At 36.5% G+C, this 14727-nt stretch carries 12 protein-coding genes and 1 tRNA gene; 5 read left to right on the forward strand and 8 right to left on the reverse strand.

The features are described 5' to 3' along the window. The first annotated feature begins 130 nt into the window (after positions 1-130). Together BMS_RS16265 and BMS_RS17265 are read left to right on the forward strand one after the other, a co-directional pair. Complete coding sequence (locus BMS_RS16265) at positions 131-703, forward strand: hypothetical protein (RefSeq protein WP_044557734.1); 573 nt, start codon at positions 131-133, stop codon at positions 701-703. A gap of 30 nt (positions 704-733) precedes the next feature. Further along, the gene (locus BMS_RS17265) at positions 734-2794 is read left to right on the forward strand and encodes a lytic transglycosylase domain-containing protein (RefSeq protein ID WP_014245916.1); all 2061 of its coding nucleotides are present in this window, start codon (positions 734-736) and stop codon (positions 2792-2794) included. Here BMS_RS17265 and ychF read toward each other — a convergent pair. The 5 genes from ychF to BMS_RS16295 all read right to left on the reverse strand — a co-directional run bounded on the left by ychF (position 2784) and on the right by BMS_RS16295 (position 7455). After that, a complete protein-coding gene (gene ychF, locus BMS_RS16275; RefSeq protein WP_014245917.1) occupies positions 2784-3893 on the reverse strand; it encodes a redox-regulated ATPase YchF in 1110 nt (369 codons plus the stop codon). The genes BMS_RS17265 and ychF overlap by 11 nt on opposite strands. 12 nt (positions 3894-3905) lie before the next feature. Further along, a complete protein-coding gene (gene pth / locus BMS_RS16280) occupies positions 3906-4478 on the reverse strand; it encodes an aminoacyl-tRNA hydrolase (RefSeq protein WP_014245918.1) in 573 nt (190 codons plus the stop codon). A 9-nt stretch (positions 4479-4487) separates the two neighbouring features. Then, the gene (locus tag BMS_RS16285) at positions 4488-5432 is read right to left on the reverse strand and encodes a ribose-phosphate diphosphokinase (protein WP_014245919.1); all 945 of its coding nucleotides are present in this window, start codon (positions 5430-5432) and stop codon (positions 4488-4490) included. A gap of 22 nt (positions 5433-5454) precedes the next feature. Continuing rightward, positions 5455-5529, reverse strand: a tRNA-Gln gene (locus tag BMS_RS16290). A 63-nt stretch (positions 5530-5592) separates the two neighbouring features. After that, positions 5593-7455 (reverse strand): transglycosylase domain-containing protein, encoded by a 1863-nt coding sequence (locus tag BMS_RS16295; RefSeq protein WP_157868310.1) that lies wholly within the window; start codon positions 7453-7455, stop codon positions 5593-5595. Between the two features lie 144 nt (positions 7456-7599). Here BMS_RS16295 and BMS_RS16300 point away from each other — a divergent pair, with 144 nt between their 5' ends. Further along, positions 7600-9075: a hypothetical protein gene (locus BMS_RS16300; protein ID WP_014245921.1), complete on the forward strand. Its 1476-nt coding sequence runs from the start codon at positions 7600-7602 to the stop codon at positions 9073-9075. A 52-nt stretch (positions 9076-9127) separates the two neighbouring features. On the opposite strand, the gene BMS_RS16305 is transcribed toward BMS_RS16300, so the two are convergent. The 3 genes from BMS_RS16305 to galU all read right to left on the reverse strand — a co-directional run bounded on the left by BMS_RS16305 (position 9128) and on the right by galU (position 13093). Then, on the reverse strand, positions 9128-11062 hold the full coding sequence (locus tag BMS_RS16305) for a hypothetical protein (protein WP_014245922.1): 1935 nt from the start codon (positions 11060-11062) through the stop codon (positions 9128-9130). 121 nt (positions 11063-11183) lie between these two features. Further along, positions 11184-12206 (reverse strand): hypothetical protein, encoded by a 1023-nt coding sequence (locus BMS_RS16310; protein WP_014245923.1) that lies wholly within the window; start codon positions 12204-12206, stop codon positions 11184-11186. Beyond that, positions 12206-13093: a UTP--glucose-1-phosphate uridylyltransferase GalU gene (gene galU, locus BMS_RS16315; protein WP_014245924.1), complete on the reverse strand. Its 888-nt coding sequence runs from the start codon at positions 13091-13093 to the stop codon at positions 12206-12208. Before galU ends, BMS_RS16310 begins: the two co-directional genes overlap by 1 nt. Before the next feature lie 37 nt (positions 13094-13130). Here galU and BMS_RS16320 point away from each other — a divergent pair, with 37 nt between their 5' ends. Together BMS_RS16320 and BMS_RS16325 are read left to right on the forward strand one after the other, a co-directional pair. After that, positions 13131-14018 carry a hypothetical protein gene (locus tag BMS_RS16320; protein ID WP_044557736.1) on the forward strand — a complete coding sequence of 296 codons (888 nt, stop codon included), beginning with the start codon at positions 13131-13133 and terminating at the stop codon, positions 14016-14018. A 3-nt stretch (positions 14019-14021) separates the two neighbouring features. Further along, positions 14022-14726 carry a hypothetical protein gene (locus BMS_RS16325; RefSeq protein ID WP_014245926.1) on the forward strand — a complete coding sequence of 235 codons (705 nt, stop codon included), beginning with the start codon at positions 14022-14024 and terminating at the stop codon, positions 14724-14726. Position 14727: the final 1 nt, after the last annotated feature.

Consider the following 14727-nt stretch of genomic DNA (forward strand, 5'->3'; position numbering starts at 1 on the left):
TAACTTATACGTTAAGAGATATGAGCTAAAGTTGAGTGAAATGGTTGAATAAATTTAGTGGTGGAACTTGGTATCATTCTCTTATATTATAAAGAATACTGAGCTCAATCTGTTGAAAGGAATCGACCGAATGTCTGAACCGTATAAGAGAAGTATTATTCTGATAAACCCAAGATTTCAGGTTAAATTTAGTATCCTGGTCTGTGTTTTCTTATTTATCTCAAGTGTATTCTATCCACTGACAATTTATGACCTAGTAACAAGGCTTGTTGAGCAGGCAAATGCCACTTCACCAGATATGGCAGCGAAAATGGAGTCCTATAAAAATAACCTGATTTTTGTTCTAGCACTCTTTCAACTAGGCTTTACTGCTGTAACTTTCATAGCTTGCCTACTCTTTAGTCATAAAATTGCAGGCCCAATATACAAGGTACAGAAATTTCTTTCCGCTATCAGAGATAGGGAAGGAAATGGTAAACTATACTTCAGGCAAGGGGATTATTTCCAAGAATTAGCCGATGATTTCAACGATACTTTTGAGGTAATTCAAGAGGACTACAAAAAAGATATGGTCTACCTCAGTGAAGTCTCCTCATACATTAACAATCTTACAATGGTGGTACCAGAAGATAAGAAAGTCGTTCTCGACGAAATAAGCTCCAAGCTTGGTGAGATTCAAGAGCGATACCATACAATTTATTAATTACATTACAAATATGACAGGAGGTCATTTTTGTTACGATTAGCAACTGTTACGGCATTAACATTTCTCTCTCTAAACACCTTTGCAGCAAGTGCAACGGCACAGCCCTTTTCAATTAAGACTTCTAGGGCCGATGAAAAGTTTGCCAGATCATTCCATCAATTTTACAAAAATATTAAAAGAACCAAACTCCACTATAATTCTATTTCCCACATGGGTCGATGGATCAAGCATAGCCAAGCTTTTGCAGAGTATAGTCCACTCGTTGACACTCTTTTAAAGTTTAAGAAAGCAAAGCTAAGCACAAGTGAGTTTCACAGCGTTTGTAAACCTAAGAACTTTGACAGCAAAGACTACCCTGACTTAGTTAAGAGATCGTACACTCACTTAGATCACTACTGTCACTGGAAGTTTTTAAAGAATACAACAAAGAGTAAAACTAAGAAGAGTATCAGCTTTAAGAACTTAGAATACTTTAAGTATGCTCTTCCTTTTTATTTAAAGGGAAAAAACAAAACAGAATTCGCGACATACCTCTCTCGTATCGATAAGAATTCTAATCTTCACCAGCTCGTTTCAGATTTGATGACAGAGCAGTATCTAGAGAAGCAGTTCAAGCCAAACTCAGATCATTTAAAATTCATTAAAATAAATAATCAGCTTACAAGTTATGTGCAGTCTGCTGGATTAAATGATAGTAGCGAAAGAAATTATTTTACTAAAGCATTCTACGAGATTCGCTCTAATATAAAGAAACATCTTGCAGATGAAGAGCTAGATCTCGCCTATCAAATGGGTCACCAGCTCGTAAGTTTTTATGATTCTAATAAGCAATATGTGAATTCGGACAAGGCCTGGATCAATATTCTAACGACAGGAAAGAACTTTCTTTATCGTCAGGAAGTTGAGAAGGCCCGCTACTTTTTCGAATATGCCTTAACTATGGCAACTAATGACCAACTAGATGAAACAATCTTTCAATTACTGTGGTCAGATATCTTAACTGGAAAGTATAAGAAAGCTGTTAAGACTATCGAAAAATTTCAATTGATAAAGAATTACTCTAAGTACAACTCAAAAGTAAAATTTTGGATTGCCTACACTCTTTACAAGAACGGTGAAAGTGAGCTTTCAAAGCACTTATTCACGACACTAACTGAATCGTCTCCACTAAATTTCTATGCCATTATTTCGTATAAGAAACTTTTAGATATTTTTGATGTTGAAGATAAGGAAAAGTTACTTGGTAAATATACTGAAGAGATAAAGCCAAATGTTCCAGCTAATAAAAAGTTTTCAAAGAACTTCATCTCTTCTCTTAAAAGATTATCTCTTTGGTTAGAGCTTAATTTGGATGCTTTTTCTAATAATGAAATTTCTGAAATCATCTCTAGGGATTCCCTCTATGTTTTCAAGAATAAGGCTGTAGCTAAGAATGTCGAAAATAAAGAACTTAGAAAGTATCTCATTGAAAAACTTGTAAGCCTCTTTACTAAAGAGAAGAAGTACTTACACTCATTTAAACTTGTTCACAATTCACTTGAGAACGAAGTTTTCGAACTCGACGCCTTCACTTTAAAGAACCTCTTTCCTTTTCAATATCTTCAAAAGATTAAGAAAATAGATAAGACTATCGACCCTCTTGTTGTTATCTCACTTATTAGACAAGAGTCTGCTTTTAACCCAAGTGCAAGGTCGCATGTTGGAGCAAGAGGTCTAATGCAGCTGATGCCTGCTACAGCGAGACAGTATAAGAAAAATGTTAGGACTTCTCATCTAAAGAGGCCCGATGTAAATATCAAGATTGGGATTACTTACTTAAAGAAGCTTTTAAAGAAGTATGACGGAAATCTAATTTATACTCTAGCCGCTTATAATGCTGGTGAATCGAGAGTTAAGAGATGGAAGAAGAATATCTTCATCAATGATGATCCAATGGTCACAATTGAATCTATACCATTTAGAGAAACAAGAAAGTATGTGAAGCTTATTTATAGAAATATATTCTTTTATAATTTGCTATCGAATAAAACTGTCCTCGAAAAATCTCTCGAAGACAGTTTCTATGTGAGTTTAAATACTAAACGTTAAATCTGAAGTGAATAACATCTCCGTCTTTTACGAGATATTCTTTCCCTTCAATTCTAAACTTACCTGCTTCTTTGACCTTTTGTTCTGTCCCCAGTTCAAATAGGTCATCGCAGTGATAAATCTCGGCCTTAATAAAACCTCTTTCAAAGTCAGTATGAATAACACCTGCAGCTTGAGGAGCCTTATCTCCGGCCTTAAATGTCCAAGCTCTCACTTCTTTTTCACCGGCAGTGAAGTAAGTTCTAAGTCCTAACATTTCATAAGCTGTCTTTGTAAGAGTTTGTAAACCAGATTGCTCTAATCCAGCTGCTTCAAGAAATTCTTTCTTTTCTTCATCTGTTTCAAGTGAAGCTATTTCAGATTCTAGCTTCCCACAAATAACACTTACCTGCGCATTATCTTTTGCAGCTAACTCTCTTACACTTGTAACGTATTCGTTATCTCCGTCTACGCAGTCTTCATCTACGTTACAAAGGTAGAGAACCTTCTTCATTGTAATAAGGTTAAGTTCAGCAACTAGCTCTTTCTCGTCGTCTGATAATTCAAGAGCTCTTGCAGCAAGACCCTCTGTTAGATGAGTCTCTAGTTTTTCAAGTACAGGTAGCTGCGCCTTGGCCTTACTAGAGATTTCTTTATTTTGATTCTTCATCAGCTTTGGAAGGTTTCCAAGCTTCTTAGTCACAACTTCAGCATCTGCAAGAGCCAGTTCAATATTAATTGTTTCAATATCATCTACTGGATCGACACGCCCATGTACGTGAACAACGTCACCATCATCAAAACATCTTACAACGTGAATGATCGCATTAACCTGTCTGATATGTCCTAGGAATTGGTTCCCTAGACCTTCACCTTTACTCGCACCTTTTACTAAACCTGCGATATCAACAAACTCAACAATCGTAGGAATTGTCTTACTTGGCTTTATGAGTGTTGTGATCTTTTCTAGTCTCCAATCTGCAACATTTACAATTCCAACATTTGGCTCAATTGTACAAAATGGGTAATTTGCTGCTTCAGCTGGCGCCGAAGTTAAAGCTTGAAAGATAGTTGATTTACCAACATTTGGAAGACCAACGATTCCACAATTTAATGACATCTTTATTTCCTTTTAAATAATTTTCTTTTTACTATACGTTCTTGCAGCACTTTGAAAACCTTTTTCAATATATGCTTCTACCGCTTTTGCTGCACCTTTTAAATAACTTTCTAAAAACTCTGCATCTTCTCCGTGATATCCAGAGAGGACCCAATTACTCACAGAGCCATGAACTGGCCTACCGATACCAACTCTAAGTCTCTTAAAATTCTGCTTTCCAAGACATTGAGCAATTGATTTTAAGCCATTATGTCCGGCCAATCCACCACCGTCTTTATAAGCTATCGTCCCAAAATTTAGGTCCAGCTCATCGTGTACGACTAAAATATCCTCAACAGGAATCTTAAAGAAGTTTGCCAGTGGTGCTACTGATTCTCCACTTAAGTTCATGAAAGTCTGAGGCTTTAAGAAAATAACCTTTTCCCCTTCAATTTCTGTAGTGGCCATCTCTCCCTTATACTTGCTTTGCCAGCGTAAATTCTGTGCAAAAGAGAGATTATCAAATGTTTCCCAAGCTATATTATGTCGGGTATTTCTATACTCGGCTCCAGGATTTCCTAGGCCAACAATTAATTTCGTCATCATCTCACCTGATTATAAAAATAGAGAACTTACAGAGTCATTATTGAAAGTTCTATGAATGGCCTTCGCTAAGATTTCGGCCGTATCCAGTACATGGATTTTATCAATTAATTCCCCCTCAGGACTGAGTGGAATTGTATCTGTTACTATTATTCTATCTAACTCTTCTGCTCCCGCAATTCTCTCAAGAGCTGGGTTTGAGAAAACAGGGTGGGTCGCACAGGCATATACCTTAGTTGCACCATTATCTTTAAGTGCGCGGCAAGCCTCTATTAAAGTTCCGGCCGTATCAACCATATCATCAATGATTATACACTCCTTACCTTCAACATTACCTACGATATTCATCGCCTTAGCTACATTCTTTCCAGTTCTTCGCTTATCAATCATAGCAATATCAGCTTTAAGCTTTTTGGCATAGTGGCGCACTCTTTCAACACCACCAGCATCTGGCGAAACAAAGATACTATTATCATTAAAAATTTCGGCCCTAATATACTCAAGCAAAACTGGAGAAGCATAAATATTATCGAATGGAATATTAAAGAAACCTTGAATCTGGCTTGCATGTAAATCCATTGTGATAACTCGAGTCGCTCCAGCAGCAGTTAAAATATCTGCAATTAACTTTGCTGAAATAGGAGTTCTTGGAGATGCTTTTCTATCCTGACGCGAATAACCATAGTGAGGAATCACTGCAGTAATTGATGCTGCCGACGCTCTCTTAAGTGCATCGATCATGATTAGTAATTCCATAACATGATCATTAACTGGTGAGCTCGTTGACTGTATAACAAAAACGTCCGCACCGCGGACATTCTTTTCTATTTCACAATATATTTCGCCGTTAGCAAATCTTACTAACTGTGGGTCTACTAGGGAAACATCAAGGAATTGGGAGATACGTGAAGCAAGCTTCGGGTTTGAAGATCCGGAAACAAGGACGATCCGCTTCATAAAAACTCCCCATCAAAAAAGATGGCTGGGCTGGAAGGGTTCGAACCTTCGCATGGCAGAATCAAAATCTGCTGACTTACCACTTGTCGACAGCCCAACATATTTTAGAATTATCATGAATATACTCACTTAGGGCTTCTTTGACAAGCCCCTATATCCACTAATGGCCACTTTTTTCGCAGCTCAACTCACCAAGTCGCCTACCGCGGGTCAATAAAAAATCCTGAAATATTTTAAATGACGTTGTACTTCCATACAGCCTTAATCGCTCACCACTTCGACCAGAATCAATTCCCGTCCAAATGACTCCCAGATTCCAACCGTCATAGAAAACAAACCAATTATCGTATCCATTATTAGAGGTTCCCGTCTTCCCAAAGAAGCTTAGGCTACTTAGATTCTTAGAGACAATTCTCTTTATCGTTGTTTTAGAGGGATCACTTAAAATATAGAGTATCGTATCTTCCCACTTCTTATTTCCAAGTGCGACTTCTTCACACTCGCGTTTCAATATCTTCTTATAGACCTCAAATAATTCGTAAGTTGAGAGCTCTATCGAACCTAGTAATTGACTTGGATACTGAGCCAAGGGAACTTGTAGAGTTGGAATATATTCTTTTACATGTGGTTCAAGATTCTTAAATCCATACTTATCTGCCAGTCGCACTAAAGGCCTATTCAAAGATTCTTGCAATGATCTGGAGACGGTCACAAATTCATCTTCTACCTTATGTGATTCTCTAGGGCTCCACTTTCCAGAAACTAAGTCCAAAGTTATCTCACCCGACTCAACTTCATCACTCCAATTTAGGCCCATATAACTCATAAGGGCATAGTAAAGAGGCTTAAGCGTACTCCCAACAGAGTTTCTCTCGGAGCTAATTGCCTTAATCTTATCTCGTTCCCACTTAGAATAATAAGAAAAGAAATTATTATCTTTCAAACTTCCAATCACCATTTTTACAGCGACATCTTCTTCACTATACTTCTCTTTTATGTCCGCTAAAATATCTATGGATGATTTAACGAGAACGAATTGTTCATAGGAGCTAATTCCCGCATTCTCTGTAATTCTAGAAATATAAATAAGTGGCCTATACCTATTGCTGAGCGCTCTTTTCTTAAGATCAACAACCCACTTCTCCCACTCTTTATCAGTCCACACTCTATCTGCACTTTTAGAAAATAAATTCATATCTACTAATTTATTAAATACGACTTTAGTTCTCTGCTCTAACCTATCTAGGTGTGTTAGTGGATTATAAAAGTATGGCCCTTTTAAAAGACCAATAAGAATTGCCGCCTCGAAGGGAGCTACTTCATTTGGCTTTTTACCGAAGTAGAAAAGAGATGCAGAGTAAAGACCTTTAATCCTTACACCATTAAAGCTTCCCCAAAAAACCTCGTTAAAGTAAGCCGTTAAAATCTCTTCCTTTGAAAATTTTGTTTCAATATATATTGCAACAATGATTTCTTTAATTTTCCTTTTAAACGACTTTTCATTGCTATAAAAAAGATTCTTAACTAATTGTTGTGTAAGTGTTGAACCACCTTGAGCAAGTCTTAACTCTGCTATATCCTTGGCAATGGCCCTAAAGATTGACTTCAAATCGACTCCAAAGTGATTTAAAAATCTGGCATCTTCAATTCCAATTAAACCCTTCCAAAAAACTGATGGCATTTCTCCAAAAGACATTCTTCTTTGATAACATGAAGATCTCTCACACTCATTCAGTGCAACCATTGGCAAGGTCATTTCGTCGTGAGAAAGAAATCCATTTTTATACTTTGTTAACTTTCCAGATGAAATAGAGAGTTCGATAAACTCTTTGAAGCTCAATTCACTCTCTGTAAAAAGCCAATAATCCTCTAAATCTGATTTATTCAGAAGAACATCGGAGTCAACTTTCGATACTGATTGAGCAATGGCCGTGGATTTTTCAAATTTTCTAATCCTCTCGACTGGAATCTCGCTAATTGTTTGAACAACGTAAACTGACGCTATGGTTAAACCTAATACCATAAGCGCTAATAGGGCTAGAAATATGATTTTTACATGACGCAACATTACCAAAGTATTTTCCTACATTTTTGACTTCATTTCTTCTTTTCATATATTATCATGAGACGTTTAGATACTTAAATTCATTTATTAAGGGAGTAACTAGTGTTACGTAAGAAATTAATTAACCTCTCTAAAGTTGCAACGCTTGCCACTTTAACTATGAACTCTGCACATGCACTTCCAATTGATTGGCATGGTGTTTTTGGAGTTGATACAACTCTAATCAATAATTATAGAAGAGTTAAAAATACTGCAGACAATAAGCCGATTGCAAATAACGCTGGTTCACAAGAGATTGGTCTTGGAACAGGTAATGAAAAAGCATCATTCCAAAGTTACATCTTCAGACTAAATCCACATATTATTGTAAACGACTCAGCAAGTTTTAAGGCCGAACTGACTTCAGGTTACGGTCGTGGTGGAAGACTCGGTGACGATAGAACAACTGACGCGACTAACGACAACTTTGGTAACGCTCTCTACGTTCAAAATAAATCATCAAGCTCTAAGAGTTTAGTAATTAATCAAGCCTATATGGAGCTCTACTCTGATACTGCTACTTATGTTATCGGTAGACACACTTCTGACTGGGGTCTTGGTGCCGTTTACAACTCTGGTAGCGACACATGGGACAGACATGCTTTCTCAAGAGATGGTATTACTGCAAAAATTAAAATTGGTAATTTCTTAATCGAGCCATATTGGGCAAAGATTGATTCAGAAGCTTCATTATCAAGAAACACAAAGGCCAATGAAATTGGTGCAGGTCTTCTTTACGATAACGTTGATAGAGATATTGCCTTTGGACTTCTTTATGCAAAGAAGAATAATAAATCTGGAAACACTAGAGCTGATACAAATACTACTGGTGCAGCTAGTGCATATTCTCTTGGTGAAACAGACGTTAAAGTTACAGATATTTACTTCAAGAAAATCTTTGGAAACTTTAAGCTTGAACTAGAAGTTCCTATTATCTCTGGTGAGCTTGGGAAAGTTTACAACACGGGAACAACGAAAGTTAACTCTAAATCATTTATCTTTGAAACAGAGTATAAGCTAAACGACTCTTGGACTCTTGCTTTTGACTTTGGTTCTATCAGTGGACACAGTGGTTCTACAACTAGCTACGAAGCGATGTACTTAAACCCTAACTACCAGGTAGCGAACCTTTTATTTAGATACAACCTACAGGCGGTTGGAAATACAAATTACAATATCTACGACTCTTATATGACAAATGCGACGTATGCTAAGATCGCTGGTGAATATAAGTCTGACAAGTGGTCATGGGTAGCTGCTATGATTTGGGCCAAAGCTAATGAGACGGCAAAAGCTGGTCAAAGCTCTTACAACCACACAAATAACAAAACGTTTACAGCTGCAGATACTCAAGCTGATGATCTAGGAATGGAAATTGATTTAAGCTTCGATTACCACTGGAACAATGCTGTTAAGGTTGGTGGTTCTCTAGGTTACTTATTTGCAGGTGATTACTTTGCTTTTACAAATGATCCAACAAGCAAGAATACTGCAGACAACTCTTTTGCTCTACAGTTAAACTCTTCAATTGAATTCTAATTTTATTTAAAATCTAGACATAAAAAAAGCTCCCAAAAGGGAGCTTTTTTTATTATCGACCTTGCATTAAAGGCATGGCAAATTGTGGTGTTCCCATATTGTACATAGAAGATTGGTTAGGAGCCATATTAGTATTTCCTAGAATACTAAAGCTATCATAAGGAGAAGCTCCTACATTTAAAGAGGCAACCTCTCTATCATTCTCTTCCGCCATTCTTCTTTGAGCGGCATCATAGTACGACTGATAATAAGAGTACTTCTGGTTATAACCTTGTACATCTTGCTGGAGTCCCTTCATCTTACTCTCAAACATTTTCATTCTCATACTTTGAGAGTTTTGCCAGTACTGACAACGAATTGGGTTTTTCATTCCACCAAACATACTACTTGCACAGTACTCTTGATACTTCTTATACTCATTTTGCTGAAATTGAGAATATTGATTTTGCATATTCTTCTGTGCATTTGTATAAAGCTGTTGAGTTAAGTACATTGGTGTTTCCTTACCTCTAGCGGCTTGTGAAACAAAACTCCAATCTCTCTTATCTTCTTTATTATACTTCTTAATTCTCTTTGCAATATTATCTTCCGCGTCTTCCATATCTTGTTGCCCATCACAATCTAGACAAACTCTCGAAAGCTCAGAAGAGCTTGCATATGCGGCTAAAAGATCTTTACCTGTTGAGTGTAGGTTGTGAACTTTCATCACCTCTACTCCATCAGTCATTTCGATATCTGATAAACCGGCCAGTGCTTCAGTCACTGTTTCAATACGGTTTTCTAATATATCTCTTGTATTTCTTGCAGCATCTGAATCAACATCTTCAATCTCTTCATACGCAGCTAAAGACTGTGCTAAAACTTGCTTTGCAGGCTCAGCAATTTCTTTATTATATCTTCTAGAAAGAGATTGAATTTCTCTAGCTATCTCTCTCGCCTTTCTCTTGTCTTTTTTATTTGTTGGATCGTTATACTTCTCAAGTTGAGCAAGCTTATCTTCTATCTTTGTAACAATCTCTTCACTCTTAGACTTTAGGTCCTTTGCTAGAAGTCTTGCATAGACATCTTTAAGTCTTCTTTGAAGTTCAGAACTATTACCAGTGTCCTTACTAATTAGTCTCTCGACAGCATAAATATCACCATCAACTGCTGACTCACATGCAGCTCTAGCAAGTTGCCAGTCTCTATCATACTGAGAAACAAACGCATACTTAGACTCATCTTCAGAGCCTTCTTTTATTCCATACTCTTGAATTTTAGTACAGGCCCACTTTCCTTCTTTGTCATCGATAACCTTATCTTTATAAGTGATGTAATCATTTCTATCTGTCACCGGACTAGCAAAGAGAAACTTAGAACTCTTTTCAGGGTTAAAGTCTTCCTGAAGGTTTGGAGTCTTTGAAATAGATTCGAACTTCTCATTGTTTCTATCCATCTCATAACCTGAGCCTTTCTTAACAAGGTAGTTATGCTTAATTAAACAACGAGTGATTTTCTCGTCCATAGACATATTACTAATAAGTGAAGATACATCTTGCTTCAGCTCTTCAGCTGTAAAATGTAAATCTTCCTTGGCAAAATTCTTTAGGTTTTCAAAGTTAACAATATGGTTATTTTCATTATCTAAAATTCTATTCACCTTTAGATGAACACACTTTGTAGCAAGTCGATTAAACTCTACACGAAATTTTGTTTTTGAATGTGGTTCAAGAATTGGTAATTGACCACCATTTAGAATACTTAATTCATCCATCGTAAGAGTATTGTTGGCCTTTATTCTCTCTCTACAATTTTGGCTTTGAAACTCTGTTCCTGATCCTTCGCCAGGGTTGATCGTCCCATCATCACCTGGATCATTTGATTGCCTACCATTTGAGTTTCCCTCACTTCCAACAATATTTATATTAGAAATGGAGAACTCACCAGCAAGTGTACTAGGTGCAAGGCTGCCGATAGTTAAAAGAATTAAAAGGTTTTTAATGTTCATAGTTTATTCCCAATTACCATTACGATAAAAATTCTATCTCATCTGTTTATCGGCGAATCAGAAATAAACTTGAATAAAAGAGTTAAAGGTGTCTCATTTCAATAATTTAGACACCTTATATCTAGTAAACCAGAACTGGTTTCTGTGTGATCAGCTTCTGCCCTTTAGCATTGGCCACTGGCTCTTCTTGGCTCATCAGATCTTTCTTAGGATTTTTGGCAAGATTTTCTTCTTCAATCTTCTTATACCTTAGTGCTCTCTTAGCTAAATCATCTCCGGTATTGTTGAAGATAGATAGGCCAAGAAATCTAACATTATAATTAATATTGCTCTGATCTTTTATCATTATATGCTTAGGAAGCTCATGCCTTCCATTAAATAGAATATAGTCTGAGAAGAAAGATTCAACATCACTTGTTCCCTTAGAAACTTTCATTCGAACTAGTCTATGCTCCTCATTTGTAAACTTAGCACTCACTCCTCCAAGGTCTAAGTTCAAAAAGAAGTTTCTCCCCTCTTTAACTAACTTAAGTGCTTTGTTCTCAGAGTACATACTTGAAGATCTAATTTCTTGAATCTTCTTTTTCGCTTCCTCATCTTCACCTTCTAGTGGAGAGGTAAGCTCTTCCTTAATATCTTCATTCTCTTTAACGGCAGTTAAATACTTCTTATACTTATCAAATAAATCCAACTTCTCTTTATTAAGAGAATCTTTATTTGATATATAATTCATTGAGTATCTCTTCAGTATACTTGAGATAGCTTCAGAACTATTTAATCCGTACATTGTTAAGAGAGAATAAAATAAAGATCTTTCGATAAGTTCATCATTTTTAACTTTAGGAAAGAAGTTGTTTAAGAATAATGTACTAACAACTTCATCATTAGACATTTTCCCTTCACTATACTCCACCTGAAGAAACTTAACCCTTTGCTCAGCTTCAATACTAAAGATGAACTTATAGAAAGAAGGTTTGAAGTATTCTTCCTCTGTAGCCTCTCTTTCGATCATAGCCTTAAGAACAATAAGGTTACCATCAAGGTCCTGACTATTTGGGTTTCTAAAAAGTCCCTCTACACTTGGAGCGACAGCATAAATATTAAGTGTAGTAAAAAATAGAGCTAATGAAAGAAGCTTTCTCATTATTTTATCCCGTAAGTTTTAATCTTCTCTTTGATAATATTTAACATTAAGTCTTTTGTAGATTCATCCCTAAGAGCAAATTCAACCGTTGCATTTAGGTAACCTTCAATACAGCCTGTATCAAATCTATCTCCAATAAACTTATGAGCATAAACCTCATCTTTATTAGCCAGCATATTGATAGCATCTGTAAGCTGATATTCCCCACCAACTCCTCTTGGTATTTCTCTCAAGCACTCAAAAATATCTCCCGAGAGAATATATCTACCTGGTGTTGCTAAATTTGTAGGTGCCTCAGCAGGCTTTGGCTTTTCAATCATAGCATTCATTTTCAAAGTAGTTGAACTATCTTTAAGGAATTCTCCGTCCACTATTCCATACTTATATGTTTCAGTTTCCGGAACTTCCATAACTCCAATTACGGATTTGCCACCATTGTCTCTAGAGACATCAATTAATTGTTTAGTCGCTGGTGTTTGCCCTCTTACGATGTCATCGCCAAGGATAACTGAAAAAGTCTCACTTCCAACAATTGGCGAAGCACAATTAATCGCGTGACCAAGACCTAACTGCTCTTTTTGTCTTACAGTTATAATTTCAATCATAGAACTTACATTTTGAATAAGCTCTAACTCTTTTAACTTACCATTTTGCTCAAGAAAGTTCTCTAATTCCAAGTTTCTATCAAAATAATTCTCGATAGAACCCTTTCCAGAAGAAGTCACAAAAATTAATTGCTCAATACCTGACTCAACTGCTTCCATTACACAGTAATGAACCATTGGAATATTGATTATTGGCAACATCTCTTTAGGTGTTTGTTTTGTTGCCGGTAAAAACCTTGTTCCTTTACCCGCAACAGGGATGACGGCCTTTCTAATATTCATTATACTATCCTTAATAAACTTTTATTTTGGAAAAATTATGAAAATTAGATTATCACATTTATCACTATTGTCCATCTGTCTTACTTTCACACTTTGTGCACAAGGACGAATTCTTGAGTATGAAACAACAAGACTTAAGTCAACGGCTGGAGCAGGTGCAGGTTCACTTCTAGTGGAAGAATCTATTTTTCTAAACCCTGCTGCTATTTCATTTTTTAATATAAGTACATTCTACTTTCAGAAAGTTAGTACGGAACAAACCCCAGACAATGGCGCTGTTTCAGAATCAGATGCTATCAGCTTTATTGCTGCCGACACAAAGGGATCACTCAAAGGTGCTGTTGCCTATACAAAGCAAAAGAAAGGTGATGAAAAGAGAAAGACTATTGCTGGCTCTATGGCCTCACCACTTGGAAAGATGGCCTCTTTTGGTGTGAGTTATCAACATATCACAGAAGAAACTGTAGATGAATTTCACCAAAGTTCTGAAGAAACTTATAAGAAATTCACTCTTGGAATTACACGTATCATATCTCCAGAATTAACAATGGGAGTTGTTGCAGTTGATCCATTAAGAGAGAGACCTCAAGATTCAAAAGCAATTCTTGGATTTCAATACGTTTTCAAAGATACAATTTCACTTATGCTAGATGGTGGTGCTGACTGGAAAGAGAACCTCTCTTCCACTTTAGTTTGGAAAGCAGCAGCTCAGATCAAGTTCCTAGATAACTTCTTTTTAAGATTTGGTACATATAGAGATAAGGCCCTTAAAGAAAGAGGTTCCGGTGCTGGTATCAGTTGGGTTCAACCAAAGCTTACTGTTGAAGCTGCACTCAAGAACTCGAAGCTTGAAGAAGATGAACTTCTTAACCAAGAAGGCGAAAAGGTACAAGAAACTTCTCTGTCACTATCTTACAGGTTCTAATTAATGACCGAAGAGAAAAAGGCTCCAGAAGAAGAGAAGAAGAAACCAGAGAGTGTTTTAAACGCTTACCGAGATCGATTAAAATCTCTAAAGCAAGCGAGACAGTACTACTCTACTGGTGAAATCCCGAAAGCTGTCGAAAAGTATTCGCTATATTTAAATACTCTTGCCAGTTACTTTGGAGTTAGTGAGGAGAGACTCTCTCCTAATTTCTTTGATAATGAGAAAGAGATCTCAGAGCTTCTACTAATTAGCCAAGTATATTGGGACTTAGCAAAGGCCTATGATCGAAGCCCTAATCTTCACCGAGAATCTATTCGCTGTCTCGATCAATTTGTAAAATTCACAAATGGATTTAAATATCAGCACATAAATGCTCAAATGCTTCGTAAGTTCATTAAAAGAAAACAAGCACATAATCTCAAGGCCTTTCAAAATGCCTACACTAAAATTCAAGTAGACTCTAAAGGCTGTTTTATCGCCTCATATAGTTATGGACCTAATCATCAAGTAACAAATGATTTAAGAGAATTTAAAAAAATCCTATTAGAGCTTCCTCTTGGTTTTAAGTTTGTAGAATTGTATTACCGTCTTTCACCACATATTGTGAGTCTCTTTGAGGGTTCTGGTTCGATTGGAAAGCTAATAAATTATATTGCCTTGAGACCACTATTATTACTTATATCTCTCATAGGTAAGAAGAAATAAT

The sequence above is a fragment of the Halobacteriovorax marinus SJ genome, from assembly GCF_000210915.2.
Classification (GTDB): Bacteria; Bdellovibrionota; Bacteriovoracia; order Bacteriovoracales; family Bacteriovoracaceae; genus Halobacteriovorax; species Halobacteriovorax marinus.

Coding starts and splice junctions, on each gene's coding strand:
- BMS_RS16285 (WP_014245919.1), bottom strand. CDS start 5,432: ATGAAGCGGATCGTCCTTGTTTCCGGATCTTCAAACCCGAAGCTTGCT.
- BMS_RS16265 (WP_044557734.1), top strand. CDS start 131: ATGTCTGAACCGTATAAGAGAAGTATTATTCTGATAAACCCAAGATTT.
- galU (WP_014245924.1), bottom strand. CDS start 13,093: ATGAATATTAGAAAGGCCGTCATCCCTGTTGCGGGTAAAGGAACAAGG.
- ychF (WP_014245917.1), bottom strand. CDS start 3,893: ATGTCATTAAATTGTGGAATCGTTGGTCTTCCAAATGTTGGTAAATCA.
- BMS_RS16320 (WP_044557736.1), top strand. CDS start 13,131: ATGAAAATTAGATTATCACATTTATCACTATTGTCCATCTGTCTTACT.
- BMS_RS16325 (WP_014245926.1), top strand. CDS start 14,022: ATGACCGAAGAGAAAAAGGCTCCAGAAGAAGAGAAGAAGAAACCAGAG.
- BMS_RS16305 (WP_014245922.1), bottom strand. CDS start 11,062: ATGAACATTAAAAACCTTTTAATTCTTTTAACTATCGGCAGCCTTGCA.
- BMS_RS16310 (WP_014245923.1), bottom strand. CDS start 12,206: ATGAGAAAGCTTCTTTCATTAGCTCTATTTTTTACTACACTTAATATT.
- BMS_RS16295 (WP_157868310.1), bottom strand. CDS start 7,455: ATGGTATTAGGTTTAACCATAGCGTCAGTTTACGTTGTTCAAACAATT.
- pth (WP_014245918.1), bottom strand. CDS start 4,478: ATGATGACGAAATTAATTGTTGGCCTAGGAAATCCTGGAGCCGAGTAT.